The organism is Marinobacter sp. F4218 (assembly GCF_019443085.1).
GTDB classification, from domain to species: domain Bacteria; phylum Pseudomonadota; class Gammaproteobacteria; order Pseudomonadales; family Oleiphilaceae; genus Marinobacter; species Marinobacter albus.
Window position 1 is genome coordinate 1,753,477 of sequence record NZ_JAHZIL010000003.1, and the last position, 16,868, is coordinate 1,770,344.

The 16,868-nt window shown below is 58.8% G+C and carries 15 protein-coding genes; 1 reads left to right on the forward strand and 14 read right to left on the reverse strand.

Going from position 1 to position 16,868, the window contains the following annotated elements; genetic code table 11:
• Positions 1–96 precede the first annotated feature (96 nt).
• From K0B93_RS12080 to mnmG, 13 genes are all read right to left on the reverse strand, one after another.
• Positions 97–519: a F0F1 ATP synthase subunit epsilon gene (locus K0B93_RS12080; protein ID WP_041341952.1), complete on the reverse strand. Its 423-nt coding sequence runs from the start codon at positions 517–519 to the stop codon at positions 97–99.
• A 47-nt stretch (positions 520–566) separates the two neighbouring features.
• Complete coding sequence (gene atpD, locus K0B93_RS12085; protein ID WP_219867447.1) at positions 567–1,961, reverse strand: F0F1 ATP synthase subunit beta; 1,395 nt, start codon at positions 1,959–1,961, stop codon at positions 567–569.
• A 56-nt stretch (positions 1,962–2,017) separates the two neighbouring features.
• A complete protein-coding gene (gene atpG, locus K0B93_RS12090) occupies positions 2,018–2,881 on the reverse strand; it encodes a F0F1 ATP synthase subunit gamma (protein ID WP_219867448.1) in 864 nt (287 codons plus the stop codon).
• A gap of 75 nt (positions 2,882–2,956) precedes the next feature.
• Positions 2,957–4,501 (reverse strand): F0F1 ATP synthase subunit alpha, encoded by a 1,545-nt coding sequence (gene atpA, locus K0B93_RS12095; protein ID WP_219867449.1) that lies wholly within the window; start codon positions 4,499–4,501, stop codon positions 2,957–2,959.
• A 28-nt stretch (positions 4,502–4,529) separates the two neighbouring features.
• Entirely contained in the window at positions 4,530–5,066 is a 537-nt protein-coding gene (locus K0B93_RS12100) for a F0F1 ATP synthase subunit delta (RefSeq protein ID WP_219867450.1), read from the reverse strand.
• 15 nt (positions 5,067–5,081) lie between these two features.
• Complete coding sequence (locus tag K0B93_RS12105; RefSeq protein WP_219867451.1) at positions 5,082–5,552, reverse strand: F0F1 ATP synthase subunit B; 471 nt, start codon at positions 5,550–5,552, stop codon at positions 5,082–5,084.
• A 64-nt stretch (positions 5,553–5,616) separates the two neighbouring features.
• Positions 5,617–5,874 (reverse strand): F0F1 ATP synthase subunit C, encoded by a 258-nt coding sequence (atpE, locus tag K0B93_RS12110; RefSeq protein ID WP_012138088.1) that lies wholly within the window; start codon positions 5,872–5,874, stop codon positions 5,617–5,619.
• Positions 5,875–5,947: 73 nt separating this feature from the next.
• Positions 5,948–6,820, reverse strand: a complete 873-nt coding sequence (gene atpB, locus K0B93_RS12115) for a F0F1 ATP synthase subunit A (protein ID WP_219867452.1) — start codon at positions 6,818–6,820, stop codon at positions 5,948–5,950.
• Between the two features lie 19 nt (positions 6,821–6,839).
• Positions 6,840–7,241: a F0F1 ATP synthase subunit I gene (locus K0B93_RS12120; RefSeq protein WP_219867453.1), complete on the reverse strand. Its 402-nt coding sequence runs from the start codon at positions 7,239–7,241 to the stop codon at positions 6,840–6,842.
• Positions 7,242–7,511: 270 nt separating this feature from the next.
• The gene (locus K0B93_RS12125; protein WP_219868112.1) at positions 7,512–8,387 is read right to left on the reverse strand and encodes a ParB/RepB/Spo0J family partition protein; all 876 of its coding nucleotides are present in this window, start codon (positions 8,385–8,387) and stop codon (positions 7,512–7,514) included.
• 60 nt (positions 8,388–8,447) lie between these two features.
• The gene (locus K0B93_RS12130) at positions 8,448–9,242 is read right to left on the reverse strand and encodes a ParA family protein (RefSeq protein WP_219867454.1); all 795 of its coding nucleotides are present in this window, start codon (positions 9,240–9,242) and stop codon (positions 8,448–8,450) included.
• Positions 9,243–9,263: 21 nt separating this feature from the next.
• Entirely contained in the window at positions 9,264–9,908 is a 645-nt protein-coding gene (rsmG, locus tag K0B93_RS12135; protein WP_219867455.1) for a 16S rRNA (guanine(527)-N(7))-methyltransferase RsmG, read from the reverse strand.
• Between the two features lie 9 nt (positions 9,909–9,917).
• Positions 9,918–11,804 (reverse strand): tRNA uridine-5-carboxymethylaminomethyl(34) synthesis enzyme MnmG, encoded by a 1,887-nt coding sequence (gene mnmG, locus K0B93_RS12140; RefSeq protein WP_219867456.1) that lies wholly within the window; start codon positions 11,802–11,804, stop codon positions 9,918–9,920.
• A gap of 634 nt (positions 11,805–12,438) precedes the next feature.
• Here mnmG and K0B93_RS12145 point away from each other — a divergent pair.
• Entirely contained in the window at positions 12,439–13,713 is a 1,275-nt protein-coding gene (locus K0B93_RS12145; protein WP_219867457.1) for an EAL domain-containing protein, read from the forward strand.
• A gap of 7 nt (positions 13,714–13,720) precedes the next feature.
• On the opposite strand, the gene K0B93_RS12150 is transcribed toward K0B93_RS12145, so the two are convergent.
• Positions 13,721–16,867, reverse strand: coding sequence for an efflux RND transporter permease subunit (locus K0B93_RS12150; protein WP_219867458.1), 3,147 nt, complete (start codon positions 16,865–16,867; stop codon positions 13,721–13,723).
• Position 16,868 lies beyond the last annotated feature (1 nt).

Here is a 16,868-nt window from a genome sequence, read left to right on the forward strand (position 1 = left end):
CCGCAACCCGGATGGCCGGAGTTCCAACGGTAGGCGTTGGATTTCCAGCCGCTCAGGATGCGGCGTTGGTGTTCGGCAAACCCGAAACGAAAATGCTTAACGCATTTTGTTACGCAGCTGCTGGATGGTACGAAGCTGCGCAGCAGCCTCGGCCAGTTCTGCAGCGGCACGGGAGTACTCGAATTCACCGGTCTTGTTGGCAAGTGCTTTCTCGGCTTCTTTCTGTGCCTCGAGAGCAGCGGCTTCGTCCACATCCTTGGCACGGACCGCGGTATCAGCCAGCAAAGTTACCAGATTGGGCTGGACCTCCAGATATCCGCCGGACACGTAAAGAATTTCTTCCTCACCGCCCTGCTTGATGATCCGAATGGGGCCCGGTTTCAGCTCGGTCAGCAGCGGGGTGTGACCCGGGGCAATGCCCAGGTCACCTTCAGAACCCGCCGCGATCAGCATTTCAACCAATCCGGAATAGATCTTTGTTTCGGCACTTACCACATCACAATGCACGGTTATACCCATGTCAGTTGCCTCTCTGATCGATCCGGAAACAAGTGCAACGGCTCAGTTTACTTCTCGGCCTTGCTCTTCATTTCCTTCGCTTTCTCGACCGCTTCCTCAATGGTACCAACCATGTAGAACGCCTGCTCAGGCATATCGTCATAGTCGCCGTTGAGGATGCCCTTAAAGCTGCTGATAGTCTCCTTCAGAGACACGTACTTGCCGGGAGAACCGGTAAATACTTCAGCAACGTGGAACGGCTGGGACAGAAAACGCTCGATCTTACGGGCACGGGATACAACCAGCTTGTCTTCTTCCGACAGCTCATCCATGCCCAGGATGGCGATGATGTCTTTCAGTTCCTTGTAGCGCTGCAGGTTGGTCTGCACGCCACGGGCAACTTCGTAATGCTCGTTACCAATAACCAGTGGATCCAGCTGACGCGAGGTGGAATCGAGTGGATCGATCGCCGGGTAGATACCCTTGGAGGCGATATCACGGCTCAGTACCACGGTCGCATCAAGGTGCGAGAAGGTGGTTGCTGGTGACGGGTCGGTCAAGTCATCCGCCGGTACGTAGACCGCCTGGATCGACGTGATGGAACCGGTCTTGGTCGACGTGATCCGTTCCTGCAGCTCACCCATCTCTTGGGCCAGAGTCGGCTGGTAGCCTACCGCAGACGGCATACGACCCAGCAGTGCCGATACCTCGGTACCCGCCAGGGTGTAACGGTAGATGTTGTCGACGAACAGCAGGACGTCACGACCTTCGTCACGGAACTTCTCGGCCATGGTCAGGCCGGTCAGCGCCACACGAAGACGGTTTCCGGGAGGCTCGTTCATCTGGCCGTAGACCATCGCTACTTTATCAAGGACGTTGGAGTCCTTCATTTCGTAGTAGAAGTCGTTACCTTCACGAGTCCGCTCACCAACACCCGCGAATACGGAGAGACCGGAGTGCTCTTTCGCGATGTTGTTGATCAGCTCCATCATGTTTACGGTCTTGCCGACACCGGCGCCACCGAACAGGCCAACCTTACCACCCTTGGCGAACGGGCAGATCAGGTCGATAACCTTGATGCCGGTTTCCAGCAGGTCGGCAGACGCTGCCTGATCGGCATAGCCCGGTGCCTTACGGTGAATCGCCCAACGCTCGTCTTCGCCGATCTCGCCGGCTTCGTCGATGGGGCGGCCCAGTACGTCCATGATACGGCCGAGGGTCTTGGTACCAACCGGTACCGAGATTGCCTTGCCAGTGTTTTCTGCTTTCAGGCCACGCTTAAGGCCTTCGGTGCTGCCCATGGCGATGGTACGAACAATTCCGTCACCCAGCTGCTGCTGGACTTCCAGAGTTGTTTCGCCACCTTCAAGCAGCAGTGCGTCATATACGTTGGGTACGGAGTCACGTGGGAATTCCACGTCGATAACCGCGCCAATGATCTGAACGATTTGTCCGCTACTCATGCTCGGTTCCTCGTTATCTTAAGTAGTCAATAAAACCAGTTGGATTGTTTACGGGATCAGACCGAAGCCGCGCCGCTCACAATCTCCGAAATCTCTTGGGTGATGGCTGCCTGACGCGCCTTGTTATAGGCCAACTGAAGCTCGTCCATAATGTCTCCGGCGTTATCAGTTGCGCTCTTCATGGCGATCATCCGGGCTGCCTGTTCACATGCCAGATTCTCTACCACACCCTGGTATACCTGGGATTCAATAAATCGTGGCAGAAGGCCATCGAGGATCTGCCTGGCATCGGGCTCGTAGAGATAATCCCACTGGTTTTTGATCTCTTCTTCGTCATCGCTCTCAGGCAGGGGCAGAAGCTGCTCCACCTTCGGGCTTTGGGTCATGGTGTTAACGAATTCGTTGCTCACTACATAAAGGCGATCAATCTTGCCTTCAGAGTACGAATCGAGCATGACCTTGACGTTGCCGATGAGTTTTTCAGAGCTCGGGCTGTCCCCCAGATGGGTCAGCGCCGCAACGACGTTACCGCCGTAGCTCCGGAAAAAGGAGGCGCCTTTCTGCCCGATGGCGCACAGTTCAACTTCGACTCCTTTTTCTTTCCACGCTCGCATTTCACGGACAAGCGCTTTAAATAAGTTGCCGTTCAGACCACCGCAGAGGCCACGATCAGTGGACACCACGATATAGCCAACGCGCTTAACTTCACGGTCGACCATAAACGGATGCTTGTACTGAGCGTTCGCCTTGGCAATGTGCCCGATCATCTGACGCATCTTTTCGGCGTACGGGCGAGTTGCCTGCATGCGCTCCTGAGCCTTACGCATCTTACTCGCCGCAACCATTTCCATGGCGCTGGTGATTTTCTGCGTGCTCTTGATGCTTGAAATCTGGTTACGTATTTCTTTGCCGACGGCCATAACTCACTGCCTTCTCAAGTTAGACACTCGTTGCTACGAAAATCGGCCCGCGACAAAGGTCGCAGGCCCGTTTTCTTACCAGCTCTGAGTGGTCTTGAATTTCTCAAGTGCAGCTTTCAGGCCGGAAGCGATTTCGTCGTTGAAATCACCTTTCTCGTTGATCTTGGCGAGCAGGTCTTTCTGTTCGGCGCGCATCCAGTCGAGCAATTGCGCTTCGAACTTAACAACCTTGTCGACATCAACGTCGTCCAGGAAGCCTTCGTTGGCTGCAAACAGAACCGTACCCATTTCAGCCACTGACATCGGGCTGTACTGGTTCTGCTTCATGAGTTCCGTTACACGCTGACCGTGTTCCAGCTGCTTGCGGGTTGCTTCGTCAAGGTCGGAAGCAAACTGTGCAAACGCCGCCAATTCACGGTACTGAGCCAGTGCCAGACGGATGTTACCGCCAAGCTTCTTCATGATCTTGGTCTGGGCTGAACCACCTACCCGGGATACTGAGACGCCGGCGTTCATCGCCGGACGGATGCCGGAGTTGAACAGGTTGGTTTCCAGGAAGATCTGGCCATCGGTAATGGAGATCACGTTGGTCGGTACGAACGCAGACACGTCGCCGGCCTGGGTTTCGATGATCGGCAGCGCGGTCAGGGAACCGGTCTTGCCTTTCACTTCACCACCTGTGAACTTCTCAACGTAATCCGCGTTCACCCGGGACGCACGCTCCAGGAGACGTGAGTGCAGGTAGAATACGTCACCCGGATAGGCTTCACGGCCCGGCGGACGACGCAGCAGCAGGGAGATTTGGCGATAAGCGACAGCCTGCTTGGACAAATCATCGTAGATGATCAGCGCGTCTTCACCACGGTCACGGAAGTACTCACCCATGGAGGTACCGGCGTACGGCGCCAGGAACTGGGTAGCGGCCGGATCGGCAGCGCCGGCGGCAACCACGATGGTGTGATCCATGGCGCCATGCTCTTCCAGCTTGCGCACAACGGCGGCAATAGAAGACTGCTTCTGGCCGACAGCGACATAGATACACTTGATGCCGCTGCCTTTCTGGTTGATGATCGCGTCGATGGCGACCGCGGTCTTACCGATCTGGCGGTCACCGATGATCAGCTCACGCTGGCCGCGACCGATCGGTACCATGGTGTCAATCGCTTTCAGACCCGTCTGAACCGGCTCATCAACGGACTGACGCTCGATGACGCCCGGCGCAACCTTCTCGATCGGAGATGTCAGGCTCGTGCCCAGGTCGCCCTTGCCGTCGATTGGGTTACCCAGTGAGTCCACCACGCGGCCGATCAGCTCCGGACCGACCGGAACTTCCAGGATACGACCGGTACAACGAACCTTCTGGCCTTCTGCCAGGTCTTCGTAGTCACCCAGAACAACCGCACCTACGGAATCACGCTCCAGGTTCAGAGCCATACCGAAGATGCCGTTGGCAAATTCAATCATCTCGCCGTACATAACGTCGGCAAGACCGTGGATCAGTACGATGCCGTCAGAAACCGACAGGATCGTACCCTCGTTTTTTGCTTCGGAAGAGATGTCGAGCTTCTCGATTCTCTTCTTGATGATGTCACTGATCTCGGATGGATTCAGTTGCTGCATGCCAATATCCTCAAACCTTGTGCTGAAATCAGGAGCCCAGAGCGTCGGCCAGCTTGGTCAGCTTTCCGCGTACAGAAGCGTCAATGACCAGATCGCCGGTGCGGATAACTGCACCGCCAATCAGAGACTTGTCCAATGACGCTGCGAGTGACACTGTCCGCTCGAGTTTCGTCGAGAGTGCCTGGGCGAGCTTCTGTTGCTGTTCGTCCGTAAGCTCGAAAGCTGCGGTAACTTCGATATCAACAGTGCGCTCCAGATCAGCCCGGTACGTGTTGAAGAGCGCTGAAATCTCGGGAAGAAGAGTCAGCCGACGGTTTTCTGCCAGTACGGCGAAAAAGTTACGAACCTGTTCGGTGACGCCTTCTTCGGCGACCTCCAGAATCAGCTCGGCCTTCTTCTGCTCTTCCAGACCCGGATTCGCGAGAAGCTGTCGAATGCTTTTGTTCGCGGTGACCTGTCCGGCAATCGTCAGTACCTGGGACCACTCAGCCAGTTGCTCGTGCTCCTGGGCGGCCTTGAATGCTGCTTTTGCGTAAGGACGGGCCAGCGTTCTCAGTTCTGCCATGATGAACCTCGTCGTTTAAAGTTCTGCCGCCAGTTTTTCCAACATTTCGTTGTGCTTGGAGGCATCGACAGAGGTTTCCAGGATCTTCTCAGCACCAGCGACGGCAATAGCGGCGATTTCCGCACGCAGCGCGTCACGAGCCTGATTACGTTCCTGTTCAATTTCGGCCCTGGCCTGCTCAATCAGCTTTTCACCTTCCTTGCGAGCATCGTCTTTCGATGCTTCGACAATTTGGGCGGCGCGCTTGTTGGCCTGTTCGATAAGGCCGGCGGCTTGCTGCTTGGCTTCACGCAGTTCCTGAGCTGACTTTTCCTGAGCCAGTTCCAGATCGCGCGCCGCGCGGTCTGAGGCAGCCAGTCCGTCAGCGATCTTCTTTTGACGCTCCTGCAGTGCGGCCATGATAGGCGGCCACACGTATTTCATGCAGAAGACGACAAAGATAAAGAACGCGATGGCTTGACCAATCATCGTCAAATTAATGTTCACGTCTTCACCTCTCGCCTGTGTTGTTAAGAATCATCTGACCGGGTATCCCCGGCTGGCGACTCGATTAACCGGCGATCTGGCCGACGAACGGGTTGGCGAAGGTGAAGAACAGTGCGATACCAACACCGATCATGGTTACGGCGTCCAGCAGACCAGCAACGATGAACATCTTAACCTGCAGCATCGGGGTCATTTCCGGCTGACGCGCAGCGCCTTCCAGGAACTTGCCACCGAGGATACCAAAGCCAATCGCAGTACCCAGGGCACCCAGGCCAATCAGCAGTGCAACGGCAATCGCGGTCATTCCAACTACAGTTTCCATGATAACTCCCAGTTTTCAGTTAGGTTTTCAGTTTAACGGTTAGGGTTTAAAACTACGGCTTAATGGTGTCCGATCAGTGACTGTCTTCGTGAGCCATGCTCAAGTACACGATCGTCAACATCATAAAGATGAATGCCTGCAGGGTGATGACCAGGATGTGGAAAATCGCCCAGGGTACAGACAGCGTCCACTGAGCCCACAGGGGCAGCAGCGCGATCAGGATGAAGATCAGCTCGCCGGCGTACAGGTTACCGAACAGACGCAATGCCAGTGAGATCGGCTTGGCGATCAGGCTCACGCCTTCAAGCAGGAAGTTCACCGGCACCAGCAGGATCTTCAGGACCAGGTTGTCAGACGAGAACGGATGCAGGGTCAGCTCGCCCAGGAAACCGCCTACGCCCTTGACCTTCAGGCTGTAGAAAATGATCAGGAAGAAAACGGACAGGGACATGCCCAACGTCACGTTGACATCGGTGGTCGGTACGACCTTCATGTAATCGGCACCGGCCAGATGGAACAGCTGCGGCAGGAAGTCCACCGGTACCAGGTCCATCAAGTTCATGAGGAAGATCCAGCAGAAGATGGTCAGCGCCAGCGGGGCGATGACCTTGTTCTTGCCGTGGAAGGTTTCCTTGACGCTGTTATCAACGAACTCGACCATCACCTCGACGAAGTTCTGAAGCCCGCCCGGCTGATCGGAGGTCGCGCGCTTGGCCGCCATGCGGAACAGAAACAGGAACAGGACGCCGAGACCGACAGCCCAGCCCAGAGAGTCCACATGGACCGCCCAGAATCCCATATCGGACGCTTCCTGCGCCGTATGGGCCAGTGTCCAGGTGGTGTCTTCGATTACGGTTCCGTCGGCACGCTCATAGCCTGCCGGCAGCTTACCGTAGGTGAGGTTCTGGAGGTGATGCTGGATATATTCGGATGCACTTCCTGCCATAACGGTTTCCCAAGTCCAGTTAGCTTTGCTGCGTATTGCTGCCCGCCAGAAGCGGTGTCAACCAGTTGGTGACCAGCATGATCGCAAATGTTAAAAAAAGTGCCGCTATATCAAGCGGCTGAATCCATTTGAACACCATCGTGAAAAAGATGGCGCACAGGATGAGCTTGCCGGCCTCACCCTGGTAAAAAGAACTCATGATCTTCTTGGCAGACCGCGCGCCGGAGTAGCGGAATGCCTTAAGCGCAAAATAACCGTGGGGCAGAAGAAAAATGAGACCGCCCAATAGCGCTGAATAACCGGAAACCTGGCCCCGAAACAGTAAAAACGCCAGGCTGACGCAGACCAGTACCACACTTTCTATGACAAACCATCGTGCGATAGGCGGGCGGCGGATACCGCTCGGAGTCGTCTGCGTCATGTTCTTCCCGGGAGTACGGTGCCTTTACCCGATGCAGTTTAAAAATTAGACAAATACACCGATACGAGCGCCGCAGATTATATGTGTTCAATGTGCACGAATCAACAAAACCGGATTCCGCAAAAGCCGTTAAGAAAGGGCACAACGACTGACGTTGCGCGGGATTGGACACAAATAGGCGAGTCAGCGTACTGGCAACACTACATGTTGTGTAACGCAGGGATCACAAACTTTCGTAGGCGTCCGAAAGAATAAGATAAACGAGCCAAATTACTTGATATGGCCGAGGATACCGTCGAGTTCGTCCAGGGAACTGTACTCGATCACGAGTTTGCCCTTGCCGCGCTGGCCGTGGGCAATGGACACCCGGGCCCCAAGGCGTTCCGCCAGGTCGTCCTGCAGAGCCCGGATGTTCGGGTCCACCGCAGTGTGACCGGAGGCTTTCTGCCCCGGCTTCTCCTGCTGGACCCGGCGAACCAGGGCCTCGGTCTGGCGCACGGACAGGGACTTGGCCACCACCTGCTTGGCCACCAGCATCTGTTGTTCTGGCGGCAGGGTCAGCATGGCCCGACCATGGCCCATCTCCAGGTCACCGTGCTCCAGCATCAGGCGCACGTCTTCGGTCAGGCCGATGAGGCGCAGCAGGTTGGTGATGGTGGTACGGGATTTACCCACGGCCTCGGCGACCTGAGCCTGGGTCAGGCCGAATTCGTCCTGAAGCCGCTGGAGGGCGAAGGCCTCTTCGATAGGATTGAGGTTTTCACGCTGGATGTTCTCGATGAGCGCCATGGCAATGGCGGCTTCATCGGGGACGTCACGGATGATGGCGGGAATGCCGTCGAGTTCGGCCATTTGGGTCGCGCGCCAGCGGCGTTCGCCGGCAATCAGCTCGTAACGGCCCTCAGCAATGGGGCGAACCACCACCGGCTGCATGACGCCCTGTTGGCGAATCGAATCCGCCAGTTCCTGCAGCGCTGCGGGGTCCATATCCCTGCGCGGCTGGTATCGGCCACGCTGGATCAGGTCGATCGGAATCTCGCGCAGTTCGCCGTCGTGGCCCTTCAGCTCCTGATCAAGGTTAACCTTGGAGCCCGCCAGCAGGGCGCCCAGTCCGCGCTCGCCCAATCCTCGTTTCTTCGCCGCCATGGTGTCAGTCATTCTTCCCGTTGAAATTCGTTGTGCGTTATTGAGTGACAGGGCGGTATGTTACACCGCAACCGGCGCGGATGTCTTTTTAGAGCCATGGCGACGAACCATCTCGCCGGCCAGGGCCAGGTAGGCCACCGCGCCCTTGGAGGCACGGTCATATTTCAGCGCAGGCATGCCATAGCTCGGCGCTTCCGCCAGCCGGACGTTCCGCGGAATGACGGCCCGGTAGACCTTGTCGTCGAAGTACTCGCTGAGCTGAGCGGAAACATCCAGCGTCAGACTGTTACGGGGATCGTACATGGTGCGAAGGATGCCTTCGACCTGTAGCTCCGGATTGACCGTTTCCTGGATCTGTTCGACCGTGTTCATCAGCGCCGCCAGACCCTCCAGCGCATAGTACTCGCACTGCATGGGAATCAGCACGGAATCCGCCGCCGACAGGGCGTTGACCGTGAGCAGGCTCAGGGAAGGCGGGCAGTCGATGAGAATGTATTCGTAGTTATCGCGAACCGTGTTGAGTGCCAGGCGCAGGCGATGCTCCCGGCCAATCTCGTTCATCAGCTCCACTTCCGCCGCGGTCAGGTCGCCGTTGGCGGGCAGGATATCGAAACCGGAGGCTTCGGCCAGAAAGATCACCTCGGCAGCAGACGCTCGCTTGGTCAGCAGGTCGTAACCGGAAAGGTCCAGGGCATTTTTATCGACACCACTGCCCATGGTGGCGTTGCCTTGGGGATCCATGTCCACGAGCAGGACCCGGCGCTTGGTGGCGGCGAGGGACGCAGCAAGGTTCACGCAGGTGGTGGTTTTACCCACACCGCCTTTCTGATTGGTCACTGCAATCACGCGCGCCATGTCTCGCCTCCTGTTCGCGGGTTACTGGGAATGTTGTGCCCGGGCGATCACCAGCAGGTGTCGTTCACCATCGGCGCCGGGAACTGCCAGGGACTGGTGGGATTTTACCCGCCAGCCGGCCGGAAGGGCAGCCACCTCATCATCCGGAAACTGGCCTTTCATGGCAAGGAACTCGCCCTCATTTGCCAGCAAATCGCCACACCACGCCACCAGGTTGTCGAGCGCGGTGAAGGCCCGACTGCTGATCTGGCTGAACGGCTGTTCCGGCGCGCACGCTTCGGCCCGGCCGTGGATCACCTCGACGTTGGACAGGCCCAGCTCCAGCACGCACTGATTGAGGAAACGGGTTTTCTTGCCATTACTGTCGAGCAGGGTGAACCGACGTTCGGGCAGGGCAATGGCCAGCGGGATCCCGGGCAGGCCGCCACCGGCGCCAACATCCAGCAGATGGCCGGTGGTGACCCAGGGCAGGATGCTCAGGCTGTCCAGCAACTGCCGCGACACCATCTCCCGTTCATCGCGGACAGCGGTCAGATTGTAAGCCCGGTTCCATTTGTTGAGCAGGGCCAGGAAGTTCAGCAGTTGTTGTTGCTGGGCATCGCTCAGGGACAGATCCATCGCTGCCAGCCCATCCCGGAGCTGGCGCTGCCAGAGTTCGTTGGTCATAGGATCGGATCAGGCACTCTGTTTACGCAACAGATCGCGTTTCTTCAGGTGCACCAGGATCTGGCTGACCGCCGCAGGAGTAACCCCCTGGACCCGGGACGCCTGAGCCACGGTCTCCGGACGGACGGTCTTGAGTTTCTGCTTGATCTCGTTGGACAGGCCGCCGATGACGTCGTAATCCAGGTCCACCGGCAGGGCCGTGTTCTCGTTGCGCCGCAGACGCTCGATCTCGTCGGCCTGACGCGAAATGTAACCCTCGTACTTGATCTCGATCTCGACCTGAGCGGCGACGGTCTCGTCGTCGGCGCGCTCGACCCCAATCTCGGCAATATGGCTGTAGTCGATCTCGGGGCGACGCAGCAGCTCGGCCAGTGACTGGTCCCGGTTCATCGGCTGCTTGAGGAAATCGTTGGCGCGCTCGCCGGCGTCGGTGTTCGGATGAATGCGGGTCGATTCCAGACGGCTGCGCTCGCGGCCAATCGCCTCGCGCTTGTCGTTGAATTTCTGCCAGCGATCCTCGTCCACCAGACCGAGATTGCGGCCGGTCTCGGTCAGGCGCAGGTCGGCGTTGTCCTCACGCAGGATCAGGCGGTACTCCGCCCGACTGGTGAACATGCGATACGGCTCGCTGGTGCCCATGGTGATCAGGTCATCCACAAGGACTCCCAGATAGGCCTCGTCCCGACGGGGATACCATTCTTCTTTCTCCTGGGCCCGCAAGGCGGCGTTGATACCTGCCAACAGACCCTGGGCACCCGCTTCCTCGTAGCCGGTGGTGCCGTTGATCTGACCGGCAAAGTACAGGCCCTGGATGAACTTGGTTTCCAGGGTATGGCGCAGGTCCTGCGGATTCAGGAAGTCATACTCGATGGCGTAGCCCGGCCGGGTGATGTGGGCATTCTCAAACCCCGGGATCGACCGCACGGCCTCGAGCTGGATATCGAATGGCAGACTGGTGGAGATGCCATTCGGGTAGAGCTCGTTGGTGGTCAGGCCCTCGGGCTCAACAAAGATCTGGTGCGAGTCCTTGTCGGCAAAGCGATTGACCTTGTCCTCAATGGACGGGCAATAGCGTGGGCCCACGCCCTCGATGTTGCCGGCGAACATCGGTGAGCGATCAAAACCGCTGCGGATAATGTCATGGGTCCGCTCGGTGGTGCGGGTGACGTAGCAACAGATCTGTTCCGGGTGCTGGTCCCGGCTGCCGGTAAAGGACATCACCGGCGCGGGGTTATCCCCCCACTGTTGCTCCATCACCGAGAAATCCACGGTGCGGGCATCAATGCGCGGTGGAGTACCGGTTTTCAGGCGGCCGACATTAAACGGCAGTTCGCGCAGACGTTGGGCCAGCGCGTTCGCCGGCGCATCGCCGGCACGGCCACCGGAGTGAGCCTGCATGCCAATGTGGATAACTCCGCCCAGGAAGGTGCCCGTGGTCAGGACGACGGTTCTGGCGTTGAAGCGGATGCCGGTCTGGGTGACCACGCCGGTGACCTGTTCGTTTTCCACAATCAGATCGTCCGCGGCCTGCTGGAACAGAGTCAGGTTGGGCTGATTTTCCAGTTCGTGGCGAATCGCCGCCTTGTACAGCACCCGGTCGGCCTGGGCCCGGGTCGCGCGCACGGCTGGCCCCTTGCGGCTGTTGAGCACCCGGAACTGGATTCCGGCCAGATCCGTCGCTTTCGCCATGGCTCCGCCGAGCGCGTCGATTTCCTTCACCAGATGGCTCTTGCCTATGCCGCCGATGGCCGGATTGCATGACATCTGGCCCAGAGTTTCAATGTTGTGGGTCAGCAGCAGGGTTTGGGAACCCATGCGCGCCGCAGCCAACGCGGCTTCTGTGCCGGCGTGGCCACCACCAATGACAATGACATCGAAACGGGTCGGAAAATCCACAGCTCACCTCGGAAATCGGGGGATAAAAACAGGCCGGCGAGTATAACGCCTGATCCATGAAATTGCAGTCGAAATGTGCAAATTTTAACCAGAGATCGGGCAGGTTGAAAGCCGATGCCACGCCAGCAGGGGTAAAACCCGGAGGATGAACCTGAAAATAGTGTAGTGGAAAACCGAAATCCTTAGTTTTTCAAACGTTTGTAAGTCGAATTTCAAAAAAGTTTTCAAGACAGTTATCCACACCCGAAACATCCGGCCAGAAGAGGCAAAACCACTTATAACTAAATGTTTTTATTAATTTAAATAAAATATTTCCAGAGCTTATCCGAAGGTTGTCCAATAAATTATCCACAGATTTGGCGGCATCGCGACGCCGCAGGCAGGCCATCACAAGGCACAGGCAGTGAGTGGCTGCCAACCATCCTGTTTTAGTGCATGACAACTCCGGGAACATCCGGATACGCACCGGTTCTGTGCAGCCTTGATCGTCCCGACGCTGATTGCAGGCCCTGCACCGCCCGTGTTTGCTGGAACCACGGGCTTTGGCACGGATTTCGCCAGTCGTTACTGTCCTAATGATATGAATCCATGGCCAGGACGGCTCCAACAACAGCAAGGCCCGAGGTTGCTGACCATGAGCAGCGTAGTCCGGCTTTCCCGCCGTAGCCATGCCCGGACCGGGTTGAACCCGGAATCCAGCGTTATCCACAGTCACCAGTTTCAGTCCGTGTACCAGCCGATCCTGAGTCCGACCCATCAGAAACTGGTCGGTTACGAAGCGCTGGTTCGGGTGAGCCGGCGGCACCAGCCGGTGTCGCCCGTGAGCCTGTTCAAACGGGCGCAGGAACTTGGTCAGACTGCGGAACTGGACAAGCACCTGCTGCACCTCCACCTGGCCAACTATTCTGCCCAAGCCAGTCCGGTCTGGCTGTTCCTGAACATCAACCCCGACACCTGCGTGCATCCCGAAGCGTCACTGGAGCGTCTGGCCGCCCAATGCAAACGCAACGGCATTCATCCCGAGAAAGTGGTGCTGGAGCTGGTGGAAACCGCCTCGGATGACCCCGATGCACTGATGGAATTTATCCACAACGCCAGGACCCTGGGTTTTCAGATTGCCATCGATGATTTTGGTATGGGCGATTCCAACTTCGAACGCCTGTGGCGAATCAACCCGCTGATCGTCAAGCTCGACCGCAGCCTGCTGGTCAACGCGGAGAACAACAACCGCGCCCGTCTCCTGTTGGAGAGTCTGGTGCGGATGATCCGGGAAAGTGGCAGCCTGGTGTTGCTTGAAGGCATCGAGAATGGCGCTCAGGCCCGGATCGCCCTGGCCACCGAAGCCGACCTGCTGCAGGGTTTCCTGTTTGCCCGACCGGCGGTCATTGCCGACACTTCTTTGGAAAAGTCGGAATCCCGACTGCGTTCCGTGGTGACCGACTCCAGCGAGTGGACGCTGCAGGATCACCGGGATCAGGAAAATTACCTGCGCCTGCTGCGTTTCGAGATCATGGATGCCTGCCACAGCCTGGCGCGCGGCAACGATTTCTGCCACTCGTGTCATCGCCTGCTGGAACTGGACGGGGTCAAACGCTGCTTCCTGCTAGACGGCAACGGCGTGCAGCAGGGCAACCTTGCCCACGCCAGCCAGGACCTCAATCGGGGCAAATTCAACCCCCTGTATCATTCCGCCGGCGCGAGCTGGAGCCATCGGGAGTATTTTCGAAACGCCCTGGAACGGCCCCAGAACATCAACAGCTCCCGGCCCTACGTTGCCCTACCGGACGCCAAACGCACCATCACCTTGTCCACAAGCCTTCCGACTCCATCCGGTGTCCAGGTACTTTGCGTCGACGTGCACCCGGACGAGGTCTTTCACGGCCAGATGACCTTCCCCTCCACACTCTGACCGAGGCTCAGAACTCGTCCGCACGTTTCCGCGGAGCCGCCGCCATGCCGGAGCCCCCGGCCGCACCGGTGGCCTGGCGTTCCAGCTCCTTTGCCACCGCGTTGGTGGACTTGGCGAAGCGCGCCAGCAGGTTGTACAGCACCGGGATGATGAACAGCGTCAGGGTGGTGGCAAACACCAGCCCGCCCAGAATCACTATGCCAATGGCAGCGCGGCTCTCGGCGCCTGCGCCGGTGGCAATCACCAGTGGCACCGCACCGAACACGGTGGAGATGGTGGTCATCAACACCGGCCGGAGCCGCAGACTCGCGCCTTCAAGAATCGCGTCCCTCACCTCGTGGCCCCGGTCGCGTAACTGATTGGCAAACTCGACGATCAGGATACCGTTCTTGGCCATTAGCCCCAGCAGCATGATGATCCCGATCTGGCTGTAAATATTCAGGCTGATACCGGCCCACCACAGTGCCAGCAAAGCCCCGGTGACCGCCAGCGGTACCGGTAGCATGATGATCAGGGGATGGATCCAACTTTCAAACTGCGCCGCCAGGACCAGAAAGACGATCACGAACGCGAGCCCGAAAGTCAGGTAAATGGCCGCGGAGGATTCCTCGAATTCCCGGGACAGCCCCTTGTAACTGACTCGGGCCTCCGGCGGCAGGTTATCCACAGCGAGGTTGTTCAGATACGTCAGGGCCGAGCCCAGATCGTATCCGTCCGCCAGCGAGGCGCTGATGACCACTGCCGGAAGCCGATCGATGCGGCGCAGGTCCGGGTTGGCCCCGGTTTCCCTCACCGATACCAGGGCCTGCAGGGGAATCAGGCTTCCGCCGTCCCGGGGGCGCAGGAATATCTGGCCCAGATCCGCCGGCGTTGCCCGGTCAGCGTCCGCCGCCTGCACGATGACGTCGTACTCCCGCCCCCGGTCGAGATAGGTGGTGACCTGACGGGAAGCCAGCATGGTCTGCAGGGTCAGGCCGACATCCTGGACCGTGATATCCAGATCCGCCGCCCGTTCCCGATCAATGGATACCCGCAGTTCCGGGCGGGTCAGCTCGAAGTCGGTTTCCACGTTCAGCAGGTTGGCGTTGTCCTTTGCCCGTTCCACCAGCTCATCGCTCCAGGCCTGCACCGATTCGTAATCCGGGCCGGCGATGACGAACTCCACCGGCTGGTTGAAGCCGCGCTGGCCCAGCCCCGGGGGATTCACTGCCACGGTCCGGATCCCGGAGATCCGGCTCAGCTTGCCCCGCAACTCACTGGTGATCTGCTGCTGTTTGGTGTCCCGTTCCTCCCAGGGCACCAGACCCATGATCATGAAGGCGTTGTCTTCCTCATTCCGGAACCCGACGATGGACAAGAGGCGGTCGGCCACACCGGATTCCAAATATGGCAGCAGCTGCTCCTCGGCCTGACGGACGTAATGATCCGTGTACTCCACCGTCGACCCCCGGGGTGCGCTGGTGGGCATGATGATGATGCCGCGATCCTCGGTCGGTGCCAGTTCCTGGGGCAGTTTCGGGTAGACAACCGCGGCGGCGATCAGGCCCACGATCCCGAGCCCAAGCAGCAGCCCGGGCTGATTCAGGGAAAACCGCAACAACCGCCGGTACCCGTTCGTCAGGCCGTCGAGAAATTTCTCACTGGCGGCCCAGAGCCGATGCCCCTCGGCCGACTCCGGGCTGTGGCGAAGCCATTTTGAGCACAGCATGGGCGCCAGGGTGAGGGCCACCAGGCTGGAGACCACCACTGCGGCTGCGAGGGTGAACCCGAACTCGGCGAACAGGCGACCGATGTTGCCGCCCATGAACGAGATGGGCACGAACACTGCCACCAGGGTCAACGTGGTCGCGATCACCGCAAACGCGACCTGTTTCGCGCCCCGGTAGGACGCCAGCAGCGGCGGTTCACCGTCGTCGATCCGGCGCTGGATGTTCTCCAGCATGACAATGGCGTCATCCACCACCAGGCCGATAGCGAGAATGACGGCCAACAGGGTCAGCACGTTGATGGAGAAGCCCAGAAAGCCCAGCCCGATAAACGCGCCGATCACCGCCACCGGGATGGTCACGGCCGGAATCAGGGTCGCGCGCCAGGAACGAAGGAACAGGAAGATCACCAGAATCACCAGGGACACGGCAATTGCCAGGGTAGTCACCACTTCCTTGATCGAGGCCCGGATAAAGATCGATTCGTCATAGCTTTCGGCGATGGTCACTTCCGGTGGCAGGGTTTCCCGGATTTTTTCCAGTTCGGCCTGGACCGCATCGGAGACCGCCACGGTGTTGGCCTTGGACTGGCGGATGATGCCCATTCCGATGGCGGTCTGGCCATTGGCGCGTAATCGGCTGACGTCCGACTCCACACCCATCTCCACATTCGCGACTTCGCCTAGGCGCAGCAGGTCGTTACCGTCGCGACGAATGACCAGCCGTCGGAACTCGTCGACGGTGGATAACCGGCCCTCGGCCCGAACGGTGAAATTGCGGGTGGAAGAATCCACCGAACCGGCGGGCAGTTCCACGTTGTTGCTGCGCAGGGCCTGTTCCACCTCGGACACGGTAATGTTCCGGGCCGCCAGGCGCTCCCGGTCCAACCACACCCGGATGGCGTAGCGGCGCTCGCCCCCGATGGAAACATCGGCCACGCCATCAAGCACGGACAGCCGGTCAGCCAGTACCCGATCGGCGAAATCACTCAGTTCGGCGCTGTCCCAGACATCGCTGCGCAGGGTCACCCACATCATCGGGCGGGCGTCGGAGTCGGCCTTGCGAACCACCGGGGACTCGGCTTCGTCCGGCAGCTGGTCGGCGACCCGGGACACAGCGTCCCGAACATCGTTGGCGGCGATATCCACATCCCGGGCTGTGGAAAACTCGATGCTGGTTCGGGATTCGCCCTGCTCGGTCGACGACTCGATCGAACGGATACCCTCAATGCCGCTGATCGCGCCTTCGATTACCTGAGTGATCTGGGTGTCCACCACTTCGGCTGCGGCACCGGTGTAGTCGGTGGAAATGGAGACCACCGGCGGATCTATGTCCGGGTACTCCCGGACCGGCAGACCCAGCAACGCGGCCAGACCAAACACCACGATCAGAAGACTGAGAACCGTCGCGAATACCGGTCGCTTGATGGAGACGTCGGAGAGGATCACG